The sequence below is a fragment of the Mucilaginibacter sp. UYNi724 genome (genome assembly GCF_054057495.1).
The window spans coordinates 52,833-71,291 of sequence record NZ_JBSRZI010000004.1 but is presented as its reverse complement, the minus strand read 5'-3'; the positions used below and the strand labels follow the sequence as shown (position 1 = coordinate 71,291).

General features: G+C 42.9%; 17 protein-coding genes. 16 read left to right on the top strand and 1 reads right to left on the bottom strand.

What is annotated here, in order from left to right; translation table 11 throughout:
* Nucleotides 1–856: 856 nt before the first annotated feature.
* From ACVW0P_RS07720 to ACVW0P_RS07650, 15 genes are all read left to right on the top strand, one after another.
* On the top strand, nucleotides 857–1,231 hold the full coding sequence (locus tag ACVW0P_RS07720) for a sensor histidine kinase (RefSeq protein WP_457131564.1): 375 nt from the start codon (nucleotides 857–859) through the stop codon (nucleotides 1,229–1,231).
* 420 nt (nucleotides 1,232–1,651) lie between these two features.
* Nucleotides 1,652–2,203 (top strand): helix-turn-helix domain-containing protein, encoded by a 552-nt coding sequence (locus tag ACVW0P_RS07715; RefSeq protein WP_457131563.1) that lies wholly within the window; start codon nucleotides 1,652–1,654, stop codon nucleotides 2,201–2,203.
* 139 nt (nucleotides 2,204–2,342) lie between these two features.
* On the top strand, nucleotides 2,343–2,894 hold the full coding sequence (locus tag ACVW0P_RS07710) for an Ig-like domain-containing protein (protein ID WP_457131562.1): 552 nt from the start codon (nucleotides 2,343–2,345) through the stop codon (nucleotides 2,892–2,894).
* The gene (locus tag ACVW0P_RS07705) at nucleotides 2,819–4,222 is read left to right on the top strand and encodes an ice-binding family protein (RefSeq protein ID WP_457131755.1); all 1,404 of its coding nucleotides are present in this window, start codon (nucleotides 2,819–2,821) and stop codon (nucleotides 4,220–4,222) included. Before ACVW0P_RS07710 ends, ACVW0P_RS07705 begins: the two co-directional genes overlap by 76 nt.
* A 72-nt stretch (nucleotides 4,223–4,294) precedes the next feature.
* Nucleotides 4,295–5,920: an outer membrane beta-barrel protein gene (locus ACVW0P_RS07700; protein WP_457131561.1), complete on the top strand. Its 1,626-nt coding sequence runs from the start codon at nucleotides 4,295–4,297 to the stop codon at nucleotides 5,918–5,920.
* 62 nt (nucleotides 5,921–5,982) lie between these two features.
* Complete coding sequence (locus ACVW0P_RS07695; protein ID WP_457131560.1) at nucleotides 5,983–6,225, top strand: OmpA family protein; 243 nt, start codon at nucleotides 5,983–5,985, stop codon at nucleotides 6,223–6,225.
* A 318-nt stretch (nucleotides 6,226–6,543) separates the two neighbouring features.
* Entirely contained in the window at nucleotides 6,544–7,767 is a 1,224-nt protein-coding gene (locus ACVW0P_RS07690) for a BamA/TamA family outer membrane protein (RefSeq protein WP_457131559.1), read from the top strand.
* 84 nt (nucleotides 7,768–7,851) lie between these two features.
* Nucleotides 7,852–8,391 (top strand): hypothetical protein, encoded by a 540-nt coding sequence (locus tag ACVW0P_RS07685; protein WP_457131558.1) that lies wholly within the window; start codon nucleotides 7,852–7,854, stop codon nucleotides 8,389–8,391.
* Between the two features lie 397 nt (nucleotides 8,392–8,788).
* Nucleotides 8,789–9,847: an acyltransferase family protein gene (locus ACVW0P_RS07680; protein WP_457131557.1), complete on the top strand. Its 1,059-nt coding sequence runs from the start codon at nucleotides 8,789–8,791 to the stop codon at nucleotides 9,845–9,847.
* 430 nt (nucleotides 9,848–10,277) lie between these two features.
* Nucleotides 10,278–11,942, top strand: a complete 1,665-nt coding sequence (locus tag ACVW0P_RS07675) for a UxaA family hydrolase (RefSeq protein ID WP_457131556.1) — start codon at nucleotides 10,278–10,280, stop codon at nucleotides 11,940–11,942.
* Nucleotides 11,943–11,951: 9 nt separating this feature from the next.
* Complete coding sequence (locus ACVW0P_RS07670; protein WP_457131555.1) at nucleotides 11,952–12,716, top strand: SDR family NAD(P)-dependent oxidoreductase; 765 nt, start codon at nucleotides 11,952–11,954, stop codon at nucleotides 12,714–12,716.
* Nucleotides 12,717–12,722: 6 nt separating this feature from the next.
* Nucleotides 12,723–13,580: a fumarylacetoacetate hydrolase family protein gene (locus tag ACVW0P_RS07665; protein ID WP_457131554.1), complete on the top strand. Its 858-nt coding sequence runs from the start codon at nucleotides 12,723–12,725 to the stop codon at nucleotides 13,578–13,580.
* Between the two features lie 88 nt (nucleotides 13,581–13,668).
* Nucleotides 13,669–14,418, top strand: coding sequence for a (Fe-S)-binding protein (locus ACVW0P_RS07660; RefSeq protein ID WP_457131553.1), 750 nt, complete (start codon nucleotides 13,669–13,671; stop codon nucleotides 14,416–14,418).
* Entirely contained in the window at nucleotides 14,415–15,776 is a 1,362-nt protein-coding gene (locus ACVW0P_RS07655) for a lactate utilization protein B (protein WP_457131552.1), read from the top strand. The genes ACVW0P_RS07660 and ACVW0P_RS07655 overlap by 4 nt, the downstream gene beginning before the upstream one ends.
* A 116-nt stretch (nucleotides 15,777–15,892) precedes the next feature.
* Nucleotides 15,893–16,489: a LutC/YkgG family protein gene (locus ACVW0P_RS07650; protein WP_457131551.1), complete on the top strand. Its 597-nt coding sequence runs from the start codon at nucleotides 15,893–15,895 to the stop codon at nucleotides 16,487–16,489.
* Nucleotides 16,490–16,491: 2 nt separating this feature from the next.
* Here ACVW0P_RS07650 and ACVW0P_RS07645 read toward each other — a convergent pair whose 3' ends face one another.
* On the bottom strand, nucleotides 16,492–17,358 hold the full coding sequence (locus tag ACVW0P_RS07645) for an AraC family transcriptional regulator (protein WP_457131550.1): 867 nt from the start codon (nucleotides 17,356–17,358) through the stop codon (nucleotides 16,492–16,494).
* A 218-nt stretch (nucleotides 17,359–17,576) separates the two neighbouring features.
* On the opposite strand from ACVW0P_RS07645, the gene ACVW0P_RS07640 reads away from it, so the two are divergent.
* On the top strand, nucleotides 17,577–18,356 hold the full coding sequence (locus ACVW0P_RS07640; RefSeq protein WP_457131549.1) for an SDR family oxidoreductase: 780 nt from the start codon (nucleotides 17,577–17,579) through the stop codon (nucleotides 18,354–18,356).
* Nucleotides 18,357–18,459: the final 103 nt, after the last annotated feature.

The window sequence follows — 18,459 nt, the reverse complement described above, 5'->3', positions numbered from 1 at the left end:
TTTTTTGTTTATTTAAACCCAATTCATTCAAGTTAGATCAAGGAAAATGTGCCCTAATCGGTGCCCCAAATTTAGATTTTATATTTGGGCACAGATAGCCTGTTAAGTATTGATAGTCAATTCACTCCTTAATTTATTTCACCCACCGCAAAAGCAAATTGGCAAACACATTTCTCAAACGCCACTTTATCCGCCAAACGTCTTGGTTTATCAAGCGATTTTTAAGGAAGCTTTTTACTTAAATAATGGACTCTACCATGATCCGTATGTGCGGGTAAATAGCTTGAACTTTAGCCAGCTTTCATTATTAGTTAGACGTCGCCTCAGGTTATTGCCTGTAGAAAATAATGGAAGAAATTCGAATGAAATTGAGAAAAATTCGAAAGTATTTCCTGTACCCTTGAAGCTTATTTGTGAGAGTTTAATTCGGGTAACAAAATGCTGTTACCTGCATTGGCATTATCATTAAACAACATTAAAAACACCTATTATTATGAAAAAATTCATCAAACCCCTGGTTTATGTCCTTGGGGTATGCACATCCTTGTTATTAAGCAATTGCCAAAATAAAGATAATAACCCCAAGCCGATTCCGCCTGTTGACAGCGCCAAAGTCCAGGCCATGTACCCGGCTACCCAGACGAAGAGCAATGGAGGTGAGACATATACTTTCAAATACGAGTATGATAAGGATAATAACCTCATGAAATATTCACGGACCGACAATGTGGTTATCTATAATATAAGTTCAAACCAGTTGATGTACACGTTAATCAGTATGCATCGTCTAACCAGGCACTGATCCATACCAGTACCACCAGCTTATAAAATATTATCACCTACACATGAATTTGTGATGAAAGATTGCGAAGATGTTTTTGTTATAGCTGACCGTAACAAGATAGGGCAGGTCATGGAAAACCTGGTTAGTAATGCGGTTAAGTACTCTCCGGTTGGCAGTACCATCACTATTGGTTGTAAAACAATCAATAGACAAGCACAAATTTCTGTTTCCGATACAGGTATGGGGATTGATAAGAAAGATCAGGCGAAGCTATTCGACAGGTTTAACAGGGTTGAAAGTGATAAAATCAAAAACATTGCCGGCTTTGGGATCGGACTTTACCTTGTTGCAGAAATATTACGTTTTCATGAAAGCACGATATTGGTAGAAAGCATTGCTAATGTTGGATCGAAATTTTATTTTGAACTGCCAATTTCTGAAGATTGAAATAGGCATTTCACTTCTTAATTCAATTTGCTCACTAAGGTCATAATCATGTTCGTTCCCGTTATGGGCTACCAAAAATAATATCGAAACGTGCTAAACCCTGCAAATAAAAATCGCTACGCAACGAATTGAGTTACGGTCTGGCTTGGCAGGAGCTATAACGCACAGCTGGTATTTAGTTTAATTACTAAAATGTTCCTTTATAGTAAGCACAATTCGTCAGTAACCGTCATAAATATAGTGTGCGATAAAATCACTGAATATTTAATTTTTGTTCTTATAACGAAATGTTTTTTTTAATCATGGGTTTAAAACCTATAGGAGTGCTATAAAAATTAAATAGCAAGTCGATTTGCCTGTAACATCCAGCAGAACCATCTAAAAATTTTGGGGGCATCCGCTTTGCAATGGTACTGTGACATGAACCTATTTATAAAAAACATGGTCGGTAGTCGCTGCAAGGTGATTGTCGAATCAGAGTTCCGAAACGCCGGTCTGATATGCACAAGCATAGAACTTGGCCGAATACATATCGCTGGTGAAATTACCATTGAACAAGCCCAACAGATTGGCCTAGCTTTACAAAAGCATGGCTTGGAACTTTTAGATAATAAGAAAAGTATTTTGGTTGAACGGATTAGGGAGGTCATCATCCAAAGCATCCACTATTCGGATACTCAATCAAAAATAAACTTCTCATCATATTTGAGTTCAAAACTAAACCTCGATTATACCTATCTGGCCAATGTATTTTCAGAAGTGCAGGGTACTACAATAGAGCAATATATAATCCTCCAAAAAATTCAATTTGTTAAGCAACTCATCAATTTTAACGAATTAAGCTTAACGGAGATCTCATGGAAACTTCATTACAGCAGCGTAGCTCATTTATCTCTGCAGTTTAAGAAAGTCACCGGCATCACCCCCTCGCATTTTAAGCAGCTTGCCTTTCAGGGCACGGTTCTGGCTTAAAAGGTGTGAATTATATAACTTTTACAAAAAGTTATATAACAGTGCTGGTACATAGTACATATACTTTTGCAGAACCCATATATCCGATCCCATAAGGACTATAGGAACTTTCACACATTATTCCTTCAAATATTTATTTATGATCAAAAATTTTACGCTGATTCCCGATGGCACCATTACGCGAAAACGCAAAAGCCATTTTAACATTTCAAATACTATTCTTTGTATCTTTCTGCTTGTTACCGTTTTAGTGGCAGGTTGTAAAAAAGACGATTACAAGGGCGAAATTAAAGGTGAATGCCCGGTAGTTACCACTGACCCGGCAGATAAGGCCGTCGACGTTGTGCTTAATAAGGTAATATCGGCAACGTTTAACACGAACATGGCATCAGCCACTGTTAATTCCAAAACTTTTATTATTAAGCAAGGCAACACTGTTATTGCAGGCACCGTGGCACCAACCGCGGATGGCAAAGTGTTTACTTTTACGCCAAGCCAGCCGCTTTTGCCCTTTGTAGATTACACTGGTACTATCACCACCGGCGTAACGGATACCTTGCGTACAGCGATGGTTAGCGATTACGTATGGACCTTTAAAACAATACCACTGATAAAATTATCATCAAGCCCGGCAATTGGAGGCACAACTACGGCGGTGGCGCAATTGCGCACGACTCGCTGGCCACTGTAACTGCTGACCCGAATACTGGTTATGCATTTACTAACTGGACAGAAGGCGGCGTGGAAGTTTCAAAAAGCTCCAGCTACCAGTTTACTATGGCAGGAAACCGTGTGCTGGTTGCTAATTTAAAATTGATCCCTCCGGCACAGTTTGCCGTTGTATTGTCGTCTTTGCCGGTGGCAGGCGGAACAACCGATGGATCAGGCGCATTTAACGCTGGAAGCACGGTTACAGTATCAGCAGACCCTAATGCAAAATATATCTTTATCAACTGGACAGAAAACGGCGTTGAAGTTTCAAAGAGCTCCAGTTACCAGTTTGTTATCACTCAAAACCGCAAGTTGATTGCCAACTTTAAGCTTATACCTCCTTCGCAGTTTGCATTAACATTAAAATCTAATCCCACTATCGGTGGCTCTACTACAGGATCAGGTGCTTATGCGTCGGGTACTAATGTTACAGTAACGGCCAACGCGAACCCAGGCTACAACTTCACATCGTGGAGTGGTGACGCATCCGGTTCGGCCAACCCTTTAACTGTTACCATGACTGGCAATAAACACATTACCGCAAACTTTACGCTTATAGTTGTAATACCACCGCCAAGTTTGGGCAGTGTAGCCCAATTTGGTGCATTTGGTGGAAACGCCGGTATAACCAATCAGGGTTTAAATACAGTTATAAACAACGGCAGCATCGGTACAACCGCCGCATCTACTTTGATAACAGGTTTCCACGATGGCACAACTGCCGAGATCTACACCGAAACACCGCTGAACAAGGGTAACGTTACGGGCAGGATCTATACGGCTCCTCCGGCTCCCGGAACCGCTACTTCGTTTGCTGTTGCAACACAGGGGCTGGCTGATGCTATCGTGGCTTATAACAGCATATCGCCCGCTTCAAAACCAGGCGGTAGTGACCCGGGTGCAGGCGAATTGGGTGGTTTAACTTTGGCACCGGGCGTTTACAAATCTGCAGGCAGTACTTTTAAAATAACCAACGGCGACCTTACACTTGATGCTAAGGGAGACCCGAATGCTGTGTGGATATTCCAGACTGCAGCCGGCCTTACCGTGGGTGTTGCGGGGCCAAACGGTGCTAAAAGCGTTGTATTAATAAATGGCGCGAAGGCTAAAAATGTATTTTGGTATGTGGGCAGCGCAGCAGTAATTAATGCAGCTGGCGGCGGTACTATGACCGGAACCATTATTTCATCGGCAGGTATCACCTTTTCAACAGCAGGTAATGCGGTGCAAACAGTGTTAAATGGGAGGGCCATTTCATTAGTGGCTTCCGTTACCATGGTAAATACCACTATTAACGTACCTCAATAATATTGATGTTTATGATCCCCCACCAGGGGATCTTTTTAACGCTCCAACCAAATAATTTAAAGAAGCAATCATATGTTACCAATAAATAAAATATATAAAAGCATCATCCTTTTTATGATGATACTGATGGCCAATACGTCCGTTAAAGCACAAACCACACAGCCTACCTGGTGGTTTGGCTTATCGGGGGCGGCAAATTTCAATTTTTACGATGGAACAACCCAACGGCTTACCAATTCGCTTATTGCGCCTACGGCATTCCATAAAGGGAACGATGTGCGCCCGTATGGGTCGGTGCTTGTAGAATACCGCCCTGCTGGTATATGGGGTGTAATGCTTAACGTTGCCTATGACGGCCGCGGGGGCAAGTTTAAAGATGTTGTGGCTCCTTGTAATTGCCCCGCTACTTTAGGGACCAGCACCAGTTATATTGCCGTTGAACCAAGCATTCGTTTGGGCGTACCGGCAACGGGGCTTTACTTTTTTGCAGGGCCAAGGGTAGCTTTTAATATGAATAAAGATTTTGCTTACACCCAGCTTAAACAGCCAAATACTAATGGTGAATTAAGTTCGATGCGCAAAACGCTGGTTTCGGGCCAGGTGGGTATCGGTTATGATATCTTAACGTCATCGCCAAACAGCACAACTAAATTTAGCATTTCGCCATTTGTATCTTATCATCCCTATTTCGGGCAAGACCCCCGAAGTATCGAAAGCTGGTCGGTAACAACCATACGTGGTGGTATAGCTCTTAAATTTGGCAAGGCTTCAAAACTACCTGAAAAAGTAACAGCCACACCTGTACCATTGCATGACTTTGTTTTTAACGTGCGCGCGCCAATAGCTGTTCCGTTAAAACGTCAGGTAAGTGAAACGCTGCCATTACGTAACTCTGTTTTCTTTGATGAAGGTTCAACGCAACTTTCAGGCAGATATATCACATTAACAAAAGATCAGGCCACCCGTTTTAAGGAAGATCAATTACAAAATGAGCAATCGGACAACATGACCGGCCGCTCGGCAAGGCAGTTAGCCGTTTACCACAATATTCTTAATATTATGGGCGACCGTTTAAGATCAAATCCGGGCAGTTCTATTACCTTAAGTGGTGCATCAAGTAAAGGTCCGCCGGAAGGCAAATTGCTTGCAGAAGCGGTTAAACGATATTTAGTGGACAATTTTGGCCTTGATGAGTCAAGGATCATCACCCAGGGCCGCACTAAACCGGTTATCCCTTCTGAACAGCCGGGTGGTACAAAAGAACTTGCCGTTCTTCGCGAAGGCGACCGTCGCGTGGATATTGGAAGTGCCTCACCGGAATTATTACTGGAAGTTGGCGGCGACCAGATGAAACCTGTCCAGATCATCGCTACCCAGGCAGATCCCCTTGACAGCCACGTTGTGCTTAATATTGATAGTGCGGGGCTGTTACTTAAATCATGGTCGGTAGACATTACCGATCCGAAAGGCACTTCACAACATTACGGGCCTTATACCCGCGACCAGGAAAGTATATCGGGTGCTTCTATTTTAGGAAACAACCCACAGGGAGATTATAAATTGGTGATGACCGGCGAAACCCGCAAAGGCGTGCCTATCCGGAAGGAAAATACAGTGCATTTGATACGCCAGGATGAGCCGGTTAGCAAAGCTTTACGTTACAGTATCCTATACGACTTTGACAAGGAAATTCCATAGCATCTTATGATAAATTTTTAACCGATGTTGTAGCTACTTCAATTACCGACGGATCCACGGTAATGAAACATGGCCATACAGATAAAATTGGTGATGAAGAACATAACATGAAATTGTCAAAAGAACGGGCTAACGATGTACAAATCATATTACAGCGTGCGGTAACAAAAGCAGGGAAAAGCAATGTAAGGTTTGACGCAATGGGATTTGGTGAGGACGAGAACAACGCCCCATTTGAGAACAATGTTCCTGAAGAGCGTTTTTATAACCGGACAGTTATTATAGATATAATGCCAGCTAAATAATCCGGCACAAATACTAACAAAAAATGCCCAGTTATCGGGGCGTTTTTTGTTTAAAAGCTTTTGTGGCTGGCATTCATAGTGTTAGCATTGCCAACCTATCAGATTTTAATTGGCAGTCTCTTTCACAAAAATAACTGTATGCAATGCATAAAGATCAGTAAGCCGCCACAGGCATAAAGTGGAGTAAAGCAGGCTTTTCTATTTCTTACTTTATTGTTAATATATACCTTTGTAACCTCAAGGCTTGTCCAAGCGTTGCTTAGATAAATTCGCGTGCGCTTTCGCAGGTTATAGGACGGCTCCAATTTAACTTATTTAATGCTTAAGTATATTTTCATCGTGTTCTGCCTATGCCCGGTTCTGTTGTTTGCTCAGGATGCGACCACTATCATTCCGGGCAACAACAATATGGCAAATGATACGTCTCAGCAGAAGGACCTGATTGACATTGCAAAAAGCCTGTTTCATCTTAACCCTGAAAAGGTGAAAGAAGAAAAGGAGAAGAAAATATATTTCTCAATACTGCCGGTTCCCGGAACCGTGCCGGGCGGAAGTGGCAGGGCATTGATAACAAGCACCACTGCAGCCACTTATTTTGGACCAAGGAGTACCACCAATTTGTCCAGCGCGGTCTTTACGCCCTATTGGAATTTCAAAGGCCGTTTCGGTTTGCCATTACGGAACAGCATATGGTTAAAAGATAACACCTGGACCATTCAAGGCGACACCCGCTTCATGGTGTATCCGCAGTATACCTGGGGCCTTGGTGCAAGCCACAGTTACGGGCAGCAGGCATTGATCGACTATAAATATATCCGGTTCTATCAAAGTGCGCTTAAACAGATCAGGCCTTACCTGTTCGCCGGCATCGGATACAACTTAGATTATCACTTTAATATAAGGAGCGATGATCCCGGCATAGACTTAAAGCAATACACCGGTTATTCTAATGGGGTAAGCGGCAATTCTATTTCATCTGGTGTAAGTGTGAATTTCCTATATGATACCCGTAATAACTCAATTAATCCCCTTCCGGGTTCTTATGCTAACTTGGTTTACAGGGTCAATCCAACTTTTTTCGGTAGCGATAACAACTGGCAATCTTTGTATATTGACGTTAGAAAATATATTCCGTTAAATCCTGGTAGACCCAACCAGCAAAACACTCTTGCCTTTTGGTCCTATTTCTGGACTGTATTTAATAACAAAGCACCATACCTGGATCTGCCGAGTATAGGCTGGGACCCTTACAACCGGTCGGGCAGGGGCATTGATCAAAACCGTTACCGCGGCAAAAGTATGCTATATCTTGAAAGTGAATACCGCAGGGACTTCACCAGTAACGGTCTTTTAGGCTTTGTAGTTTTTGCCAACATCAATACGGTAAGCGGGTCTGACTCGATGTTAAAGGCGTGGCATCCGGCCGCCGGTAGCGGGTTAAGGATTAAGTTTAACAAAGGCTCAAATACCAATATTGGAATTGACTACGGGTTCAGTAAAGGATACAGTTCTGTCATTTTAAACCTGGGTGAAGCGTTTTAAGCGATCTCTGTCTAACAACAGATGTGACGGCTCGCTTCAAAACGGTATCCTTAAATGAACAGAATTACTTGATATTAAACTAATATGATTATGAGAAAAGTATATTTTTTATTGATAGCGGTAGCCTTAATGAGCGCAACTTGCAAAAAAGAGAAAATTAACACCGGTAAACTTCCGCCAATTACACAAACGGGCGAAAATACGTTTGGTGCAACAGTGAATGGCAAGGTTTTTTTGCCGAAAGTGAACTTTGGGAATTATACCGTTAAACTGGCTGTATCTTTTTCGCTAAACCCTCAACAGCTACAGCTGACAACGAATAACACGGATTCCAACGATGGATTTAATTTTATATTTAATGATGTTTCGTTTAATACGGGCGATATTATCCAATTATCGCAATTAGTTGTTGGGAAAAGAAATGCTGCCATGGCGGGTTATAGCATCACAAGGGAAACTGGAGGCGACTATGATATAGTTGCTCCACTTACGGGTACGCTCACGGTATTGAAATTTGACGCAACGCAAAAAATATTTGCCGGCATTTTTTCTTTCGAAGCTGTCAACAGCTTAGGTGAAAAAGTCACGGTGAAAGATGGACGTTTCGACATAAAATTACGCTAATTAGCTTTAAACGTAATGCCAACACCACCTAAATAAACCTTATCACATCATGAGAATTAATACAGTCATTATATTTGTTTAACGAGTTTATGGACTATTTTATCCGGACAAATAGGCTAGGAAATCTACCAAATTAAAGCACATTAAATGTGCCTTATTCAGTTCCCGTTCATGTTAATTTTAAATATAATTTATTGAATATTATCGGTTTAAGTGGATGGATAATTGTCCAGCCAACCCGACAATAGCGATACCAAGTATCAGAACCCTCTAAATCGAAAGTTTAGAGGGTTTTTTGTTTTAGTACGGTTGTGAATAATAAGCTTAATATTGTTTAGCATTAATTTCTGTATCTTCAACAACGCCATTTCTCAAACAGCGTCTCAACATTAAATTCATGACCCCAGTTAAAACGGAAGATACTTTAGATACAAACGGTCGGAAAAGAATAATGTGGATAGACTATGCAAAATTCATAGGTATTTTCCTTGTAGTGTTAGGTCACCAGAGCATTTCTAAGCCTTTGTCTACCTTCATATTTGCTTTTCACATGCCTTTGTTTTTTTTTATTTCCGGGTATCTGTTTAAGGTGGATAAAGGAGTTACATACCAAGCGTTTTTTGTAAAAAAACTGAGGCAGTTAATGCTGCCTTACCTAATATTTAACGTTATAACTTATCTCTTTTGGTTTTTTATTGGCCGTAAGTTTGGGAATGATGCTTCCTCTGAAGTATCGTGGCTAAAACCAATAATAGGGATGTTTTACGGCAACGGGATCGACGGTTATTTGATCCACTGCATCGTGTTATGGTTTTTGCCTTGCCTCTTCATCACAGAAAATCTATTTTTTCTTTTAGTCAACAACAAGAACATTAAAATACAACAATTGACATTAGTAATATTGGTCATTGCCGGATACATCGATTACAGATTCAACCTTCCAAGGCTACCGTGGGGATTCAATCTGGCAATTGTAGCTTTAGTGTTTTACGCCTCTGCTTTTTTATGTAAGGACTTTATTAATAAGGTGATGAAGCAAAATGCTTTAATTCAATTATTGATTTTTATTGTCTCTCTTACAATTTGTATTTACATTGCTATGGTGAACCAAAATGTTGATATGAATAGCCGGAGCTATAATAACTATTCGTTATTCTTTCTATCATCCTTTTCGGGCACAATATCAACGCTAATTTTTGCTATGCTTTTAGAAAAGGCGTTTAAAAAGATTTCTTTTCTTGGTTATATGGGTAGAAATACAATATTAATAATGGCCTTCCATTTAATTGCGTTGAGCATTATTAAAGCCGTTGTTGTATTTATTATGAAAATGCCTTTGTCGATTTTCGAGCAGAACGATTTGCTTTGCGTTGTGGCAACCTTGACAGTTTTTATTATTCTCTTTCCTGTCATCTTTGTTGTAAAAAGATATCTGCCTGTAATGATAGGCCGCTAATTAGAAAAGTAATATTAGCGCGCCAATTGTTCAATACAGCACTTTTGTATTCGCGATAAGTTGGAGCCTATACAATATCACTTAATAATTAGCCAATAAAGCAAAAGCATTGTTGGCTGCCATGCTTTTGCTTTGTAAGCCTATTAAAACCAAGCCCATTTGTTAATCTTTATGAGCATAATACCCGGGTGATGATATCAGCACAGTGTTATGTTATTTGGAACAACTGTAAACGGTTATGGGTTAATAGGTTTTAAGGATACGATTGGCTACCTTGGCTTACCGCTAAATTGTCCCACCCTTTTTAAGATTAGTCCATTGTAAACGGCGTGGGTATATTTATTTTTACGTTAAATTATAACCAATTTCAGGTGCGCTGTATGCAGCTGCCCGATATACAGCGGAGCCCGCATCCGAACTATAAATTATTATGGTAGAAGAAGTTAAACGTACTTTCTTACATATCCACCAAGGCGATAACGTGCTTGTTGCACTTACCGACCTGTCCAAAGGTACCTACATTGAGCACGACGGCCTTGGCTTTACCCTTGCCGGCGATGTAGCGGGTAAGCACAAATTTACTATTGAGGCTTTAGAGCCCGGCGGCGAAGTGTACATGTACGGCGTGCTTGTTGGTAAAGCCACCGAATACATCCCGCAGGGAGGGGTTATCAACACCCAAAATTTAAAACATGCTGCCGACAATTTTACCCTTGGTGACCGTAAAATAAGTTGGACACAGCCCGATGTAAGCACTTTTGTTAACCAAACGTTTAATGGCTATCACCGTTCAGATGGCTCCGTAGGTACGGCTAATTATTGGTTGGTTATCCCATTGGTTTTTTGCGAGAACAGGAACATCAATGTATTAAAAGATGCTTTGCTGGATAAACTCGGTTTCTCTAAACCCCGTGGATACGAGAACGAGGTAGACCAATTGGTAAATATGCTGCAGACTGGTAAATCGATAGAAGAAATTTTAAAGGCCGACCTGCAATTGACGCCTGAAGCGGGTGCTACAAATAAATTGTTCCCCAATATAGATGGTATTAAATTCCTGAACCACGATATGGGTTGCGGTGGAACACGTACAGATTCTGACGCGCTTTGCGGATTATTAGCGGGTTATATTACCCACCCCAATGTGGCGGGCGCAACCATACTTAGCCTTGGCTGCCAGCACGCACAAGCCAGTATTCTGCAGGACCAGATAAAAAAGCGCGACCCAAATTTTTCAAAACCCTTAATGATATTAGAGCAGCAAAAGTTGGGCACCGAAAGCCACCTTTTGCACGAAGCGCTTAAACAAACCTTCGCCGGCCTGATACAGGTAAATAAACAACAGCGCCAACCCGCGCCTCTCAATAAATTATGTATTGGGTTAGAATGCGGCGGGTCTGATGGCTTCTCAGGTATTTCAGCAAACCCGGTTTTAGGTTATCTGTCGGATATGATGGTAACCATGGGTGGCAGTGTTATACTGGCCGAGTTTCCCGAACTTTGCGGCGTAGAGCAGGAATTGAGCGACCGTTGTATTGATGATACCACTGCTATGAAATTTATGGACCTGATGCGTACTTATAACGCCAAAGCCGAGGCAGATGGCTCGGGTTTTTACGCCAACCCATCACCCGGTAACATCCGCGATGGTTTAATAACGGATGCCATAAAATCTGCAGGTGCGGCAAAAAAAGGAGGCACATCACCTGTTACAGCTGTTTTGGATTACCCGGAGAAAGTAACCAAACCGGGTTTAAATTTGCTTTGCACCCCCGGCAGCGATGTAGAAAGCACCACGGCTGAGGTTGCATCAGGCGCAAACCTGGTTCTATTTACCACAGGCTTGGGTACCCCAACGGGCAACCCGGTTGCTCCTGTAGTAAAACTATCAACCAACACCGCCTTGTTTAATAAAATGCCCGATATTATTGATTTTAATTGCGGTACGGTTATAGAAGGCGCGGAAACCATTGAGCAATCGGCACACCGTTTGTTAAATTATGTGATAGATGTTGCCAATGGCGATATCAAACCAAAGGCGGTACAATTGGGTCAGGACGATTTTATTCCATGGAAACGTGGCGTTTCATTATAAACCATATAAATGTTCAGCTTAAAAAATAAAATAGCCGTAGTAACAGGTGGTGGCAGCGGTATAGGTAAAGCAATAGCCCTGCTGTTTGCCAAACAAGGTGCTACCGTTCATATTATCGAGTTAAATACCGATGCTGCTAACGATGTCATCGCAAAGATAAAAAGCAAAGGCGGCGATGGGCAGGCGCATGCCGCTAACGTTGCCGACCAACAAGCGGTGGTAAATGTATTTAATACCATTGGCAAGGTTGATATCCTGGTGAACAACGCCGGCATCGCCCACGTGGGTAACCTCGAAAAAACATCAGAGGCCGATCTTGACCGCATTTTTAACGTGAACGTAAAAGGTGCTTATAACTGCCTTTTCGCGGCTGTGCCATTAATGAAAATAGGCCGTAAAGGTGTTATCCTGAATATGGCTTCGATAGCCGCGCATGTGGGCATTGCGGATAGGTTTGCTTACTCGATGAGTAAAGGCGCTATATACGCCATGAGCATGTCTGTAGCGCGCGATTATTTGTCTGATAATATACGCAGTAACAGCATCTCGCCTGCACGGGTGCATACGCCGTTTGTGGATGGCTTTATCGCCAAAAACTACCCTGATAACCAGGCAAAAATATTTGATAAGCTTTCTAAAAGCCAACCGATAGGCCGCATGGGGCAGCCGGATGAAATTGCCGCGCTGGCACTTTACCTATGCTCTGACGAGGCAAGCTTTATTACAGGGGTAGATTACCCCATTGATGGCGGATTTATAACATTGAACAACTAATACAACATGAAATTTATAAGATACGGCAACGCCGGCGAAGAACGTACAGGTGTACAGATTGACGGCGTTAATTACGATACCTCGTTTTATGGCAAAGATTACGGTGAAAAGTTTTTTGAAACTGGCGGCCCGGTACAACTTGCCGTTTATGTAAAAGAACACAAAAGCGAACTGCAGGTTATCCCTGATGGCGCGCGTTTGGGCAGCCCGATTGCAAGACCGTCGAAAATCGTATGTATTGGTCTTAACTACGCCGATCACGCTAAAGAAACTAACGCACAGTTGCCTTCAGAGCCTATTATCTTCATGAAGAGCACCACCTCATTGGTTGGGCCTAATGATGATATCATGATGCCAAAAAATTCCGTAAAAACAGACTGGGAGGTAGAGTTGGCGGTGGTTATCGGCAAAAAAGCATCTTATGTGGAAGAAGCTGACGCTGCGGATTATATAGCCGGATACGTGTTGCACAATGATGTATCTGAACGCGAATTCCAGTTGGAGCGCAATGGTACCTGGGACAAAGGCAAGGGTTGCGATACCTTCGCGCCAATGGGCCCGTACCTGGTAACACCAGATGAGGTTTGCGATGTAGATAATCTGCGCCTTTGGTTAACCGTTAATGGCGAAAAGATGCAGGAAGGCACAACCGCTAATTTTATATTTAAAGTGCCTTACATCATATCATACGTAAGCCAGTTTATGACCCTACTGCCGGGTGATGTGATCTCGACAGGTACGCCTGCAGGTGTTGGGCTTGGTTTTAAACCACCAATTTATTTAAAAGCAGGCGATGTAGTCGAATTAGGCATCGATGGCTTAGGCACATCCAAACAAAATGTGGTTGCTTACGCCAAAGCTTAGTTACAACCATACAGTTAAGTACAGTTAAATGCTGCGGACTTTCTAATTTACGCCCATAAACCACGGCATTATTTCAGCCGGAACCGATATGAAAGTAGGCCTTTTTATACCCTGTTACGTAGATCAGTTTTACCCCAATGCGGCTATAGCTACTTTAGAGTTGTTGGAGAAGCTGGGCGTAGAGGTGGGCTATCCCACACAGCAAACCTGCTGCGGGCAACCTATGGCAAACTCTGGCTACGAGCATTTGACGGGAGGCTGTAACGATCTGTTTATAGATAACTTTGCCGGGTACGATTACATTGTTTCGCCATCGGGCAGCTGCGCTTTGCATATCAAAGAGCATTTACATTCAGAAACTAACGAACCGGTCGCACAATTTATTCGCAAAAGAATATATGAACTGACGGAGTTTTTAACCGATGTGTTAAAAGTTAAAAAACTGGATGCAGCATTCCCGCACAAAGTTGGTTTGCACCAAAGTTGCCACGGGCAACGGGGCCTTAAACTTGCCCAAATGACGGAGCTTACCGCATTGCCATTTTCCAAACCTGTGTCTTTATTAAATATGGTAGAAGGAGTGGAGCTCATAAACCTTACCCGCCCTGATGAGTGCTGCGGTTTTGGCGGTACATTTTGTGTGGCCGAGGAAGCCGTATCGTCAAAAATGGGGAAAGATCGCGTAGCTGACCACGAACATAACGGGGCCGAATATATTACCGCTGCCGACCTTTCCTGCCTGATGCATATGGAGGGCATCCTGAAAAGAAAAAACAGCAGAGTTAAAGTGATCCACATTGCCGAGATTTTGAATGGTGTAAAGGAGATAGCATTATGAAAGACCACGCCGAACTTGCCGAGGTATTTAATAAGGACGAACAACGTGTAGACTGGCACGACGAAACCCTTTGGTTTGTGCGCCAAAAGCGCGACAAGGCATCGCACCAGATCCCAGACTGGGAAGAACTGCGCGAAGCCGCATCTCAAATAAAACACAACGTATTATCTGACCTGGGCAATTACCTGGAGCAGTTTGAAAAGAATGCAATAAGTAATGGTATAACCGTGCATTGGGCTGCCAACGCCAACGAACATAACCAAATCGTTCATAGCCTGTTAAAAAAAAATGGTATCACCCAGATGGTTAAAAGCAAATCGATGCTTACCGAGGAATGCCACCTTAACCATTATTTAGAAGAACAGGGTATTAACGTCGTAGATTCTGACTTGGGCGAACTGATCGTTCAGTTAGCTAAAGAACCGCCAAGTCATATCGTGTTGCCATGCATCCATAAAAAGAAAGAGGAGATAGGCGATATATTTTACGAGCACCTGGGCAGTGCAAAAGGAGAATCAGATCCGCAGGTACTGACCGAAACAGCGCGCATTCACCTGCGAAATACATTCCTTACCCGTAAAGCGGCCTTAACCGGCGTTAACTTCGCGGTTGCCGAAACCGGCGAGTTTGTGGTTTGTACCAACGAGGGTAATGCCGATATGGGCGCCCACCTTTCTGATATCCACATCGCAAGCATGGGTATCGAAAAGTTGATCCCGAGGCGAAAAGACCTTGGCGTGTTTTTGCGCCTGCTTACCCGCAGTGCAACAGGGCAGCCAATAACCACTTATTCCAGCCATTTTAAAAGGCCAAGGCCGGGGCAGGAAATGCACATTATATTGGTTGATAACGGCCGCAGCATTCAGTTAGGCCGTGAGGATTTTAGGAACTCGCTTAAATGCATCCGTTGCGGGGCGTGTATGAACACCTGCCCGGTTTACAGACGCAGTGGTGGGCATAGTTATCATACGGCGGTTGCAGGCCCCATAGGCTCTATATTGGCGCCAAATCTGGATATGAAGCAATATGCCGATCTGCCTTTCGCGTCAACGCTTTGCGGATCGTGTACTAACGTATGCCCTGTTAAAATAGACATCCACGACCAGTTATATAAATGGCGACAAGTAATTATAAAGGAAGGGTACGGAGATAAAAAGAAAGCTGCGGCGATGCAGGCTATGGCTTATACGCTTTCATCACCACAAGTTTATCGCCTTGCGGGTAAAGCGGGCCGGGTTGTTTTGAAATATGCGCCATTCGCATTAAACAATGGTTTAAACCCATGGTACAAACATCGTGATATGCCAGAGCCACCAAAAGAATCATTTGGAGAATGGTACAGAAAGAATAGAAGTTAAATTCAAGAGACAGAATCAAGAGACAAGAATCAAGAGGCAAGAACCAAGAGATAAGAATCAAGAAAAATCCGATCCCGATAGCTATCGGGACGAACATCGAAATTCTAAATAATTATATGACCACGCGAGAAAAAATATTAGCAGATGTACGCAAGAACCAGCCGCCGTTGGTTGCCGCGCCTGATATTGCCGTGTGGGAAAATAAGGTGCAGGCAAATGCCGCAACCATACAGGAAACCTTTAAAACGGTTGCAGGTAATGTTGGGGGCAAGGTAATATCGGTTAAAAGTATATTCGAGATTAAACCCTTTCTTAATTTTTTGCCCGGCACACGTGCGCTTACTACAGTGCCGGGGTTATTTGATTTTGCTGATGACGCGGCTTCATTTGCCGGTGCAACTCCACACGAATTGGAAAACGTTGAATTAGCTATTTTGCAAGCCGAGTTTGGCGTAGCTGAAAATAGCGCCCTTTGGGTAACCGAAAGGCAGATGGGTACACGGGTGCTTCCTTTTATTTGCCAGCACCTGGCTTTTGTTGTAAGCGCGGCGGATATTGTGCCCGATATGCATGCGGCTTACCTGCGTACCCAAGGCACCGACCATGGGTTCGCATCGTTTATAGCCGGGCCATCTAAAACTGCGGATATAGAGCAATCGCTTGTTTTGGGTGCACACGGTCCGCGCAGTTTAATGATATTCATAGTGGGATAAAACTATTTTATGTAGGTCTTTTGATAAGTGAGCGGGCTTTTGCCGGTTATCTCCTTAAAGTATTTATGAAAGCTCGCAAAGTTGTAAAAGCCGCTATCGTAACAAATCTCCTTAATATTTTGTTGGTTGTTAATAAGTAACTTACAGGCATTCCCCACACGAATCTCGTTTATAAACCTCGAATACGTTTTCCTGCTGCGCGATTTAAAGAACTTACAGAATGAATTAGGGCTGATATTGGCCACCGCTGCTATCTCCTCCAGCGAGATCTTCTTTTTAAAGTTAGCTATCGAATAGTTGTAGATGGCGTTTATCCTGTCTTTCTCCGCCTCCAGGAAGTTGTGCTGAAAACCCATGGATGCGAGCAAATTATTCTCCGCGCTATTGCCAATGGCCATCAATACTTCCATCAGCAGGATTATTTTACGGGCGCCGTCAGCATAAATTATCTGCTCTATCAGGTGGCCTATTTCTTTCAAATTCTCGCCGGTTATCTGGATGCCACGTTTTGATTTTTTTAGCACGTTATTTATCTCCTGCGTTTCGGGTAATAGCAGGAAGGCATCGCCCCAAAAGTTTTCGATAAAATGGATAACGCTTACATCGGCACTTTCACCGGCTTCCTTGTCAAAATAGCGCTCGTCGAACTGCCAGTAATGGGGTAGGTTTGAGCCAACCAAAACCACATCGCCTGTATTGAATTGGGTGATGCGATCGCCAATAAATTGCGTGCCGCTCCCGTTTTTAAAGTACACCAATTCCACCTCGGGATGATAATGCCAGCGGTTGTTTACGTTGGGCATAATATCCCGGCGGGCACTAAAGGAGTGCACCATGTCGGTAGATACTTTTAGTAACTGAGGCTTCATGAAGTGTAAATTGGTTATTTGAATGTACAATAATTCAATTTAAAAGTCGTAAATTCTACAAATCATTTCATTGATTTCCAATATCGTTTAATAAATTGCCAAAAGGATAAAATTTTGAGCTTGCAACAAAGCCTTAATTTGTATATCAGCATACTACCAATTGGTATTTTTAGCTAAATTATCACCAGTTATCCGGTACACCAGCCGGCCAAACCATTATGGATCTACAAATAAAAAACAAAGTAATTATTGTAACCGGCGGCGCGCGCGGTATAGGCAAAGGCATTGCTGTTTTATTGGCGAAAGAGGGCGCTATACCTGTCATTTTAAGCAGGACCGAAACGGAAAATATTAAAACCGTGCAGGAGATAGAGGCCTTTGGTGGTAGGGCGTTTGCTGTACAGGCCGAACTTTCAAACCCCGATGAATGCCGTACCGCTGTTGAAAAAGTAATGAATGAGTTTGGCCGTATCGATGGTGTGGTAAATAACGCGGGAGAAAATGATGGTGTAGGTTTACAAAACGGCAGCTACGAAAAGTTTATGGAGTCGCTGCATAAAAACCTGGTGCATTATTATTTGGTGGTGCATTATTCCTTGCCGGAGTTGATCAGATCGCAAGGGAGCATTGTAAACATCAGCTCAAAGGTGGCAGATACGGGGCAGGGCGGTACATCTGCCTATGCTGCTGCCAATGGTGGGCGTAACGCGTTAACGCGGGAATGGGCAGTTGAGTTATTGCCGCATAATATCCGCGTAAATGCTGTTGTTGTTGCCGAATGTTTTACGCCACTTTACGAACGTTGGTTGCAAACCCTGCCAAACCCCGAAGATAAACTTGCATCCATCACCCAAAATATCCCCTTAGGCAAACGTATGACAACCGTTGAAGAAATTGCTGCACAGGTGGTGTTCCTGTTATCACCAATTGCCAGTCATACCACTGGGCAAATTACCTATGTTGATGGTGGTTACGTGCATTTAGACAGATTGATATAATAACCTGCCATGAAATATTTTTTTGTGCTGCAACCACCCTGCTTATTGCCATGCTATAAACCAGCACCAACGCCCAGGATTTGAAGTTATGGGATAATAAACC

What these genes read in the sequence shown, in the direction of transcription:
- ACVW0P_RS07720 (WP_457131564.1), top strand. Translation starts at nt 857, where the DNA reads ATGAAAGATTGCGAAGATGTTTTTGTTATAGCTGACCGTAACAAGATA.
- ACVW0P_RS07715 (WP_457131563.1), top strand. Translation starts at nt 1,652, where the DNA reads ATGAACCTATTTATAAAAAACATGGTCGGTAGTCGCTGCAAGGTGATT.
- ACVW0P_RS07710 (WP_457131562.1), top strand. Translation starts at nt 2,343, where the DNA reads ATGATCAAAAATTTTACGCTGATTCCCGATGGCACCATTACGCGAAAA.
- ACVW0P_RS07700 (WP_457131561.1), top strand. Translation starts at nt 4,295, where the DNA reads ATGTTACCAATAAATAAAATATATAAAAGCATCATCCTTTTTATGATG.
- ACVW0P_RS07695 (WP_457131560.1), top strand. Translation starts at nt 5,983, where the DNA reads ATGAAACATGGCCATACAGATAAAATTGGTGATGAAGAACATAACATG.
- ACVW0P_RS07690 (WP_457131559.1), top strand. Translation starts at nt 6,544, where the DNA reads ATGCTTAAGTATATTTTCATCGTGTTCTGCCTATGCCCGGTTCTGTTG.
- ACVW0P_RS07685 (WP_457131558.1), top strand. Translation starts at nt 7,852, where the DNA reads ATGATTATGAGAAAAGTATATTTTTTATTGATAGCGGTAGCCTTAATG.
- ACVW0P_RS07680 (WP_457131557.1), top strand. Translation starts at nt 8,789, where the DNA reads ATGACCCCAGTTAAAACGGAAGATACTTTAGATACAAACGGTCGGAAA.
- ACVW0P_RS07675 (WP_457131556.1), top strand. Translation starts at nt 10,278, where the DNA reads ATGGTAGAAGAAGTTAAACGTACTTTCTTACATATCCACCAAGGCGAT.
- ACVW0P_RS07670 (WP_457131555.1), top strand. Translation starts at nt 11,952, where the DNA reads ATGTTCAGCTTAAAAAATAAAATAGCCGTAGTAACAGGTGGTGGCAGC.
- ACVW0P_RS07665 (WP_457131554.1), top strand. Translation starts at nt 12,723, where the DNA reads ATGAAATTTATAAGATACGGCAACGCCGGCGAAGAACGTACAGGTGTA.
- ACVW0P_RS07660 (WP_457131553.1), top strand. Translation starts at nt 13,669, where the DNA reads ATGAAAGTAGGCCTTTTTATACCCTGTTACGTAGATCAGTTTTACCCC.
- ACVW0P_RS07655 (WP_457131552.1), top strand. Translation starts at nt 14,415, where the DNA reads ATGAAAGACCACGCCGAACTTGCCGAGGTATTTAATAAGGACGAACAA.
- ACVW0P_RS07650 (WP_457131551.1), top strand. Translation starts at nt 15,893, where the DNA reads ATGACCACGCGAGAAAAAATATTAGCAGATGTACGCAAGAACCAGCCG.
- ACVW0P_RS07645 (WP_457131550.1), bottom strand. Translation starts at nt 17,358, where the DNA reads ATGAAGCCTCAGTTACTAAAAGTATCTACCGACATGGTGCACTCCTTT.
- ACVW0P_RS07640 (WP_457131549.1), top strand. Translation starts at nt 17,577, where the DNA reads ATGGATCTACAAATAAAAAACAAAGTAATTATTGTAACCGGCGGCGCG.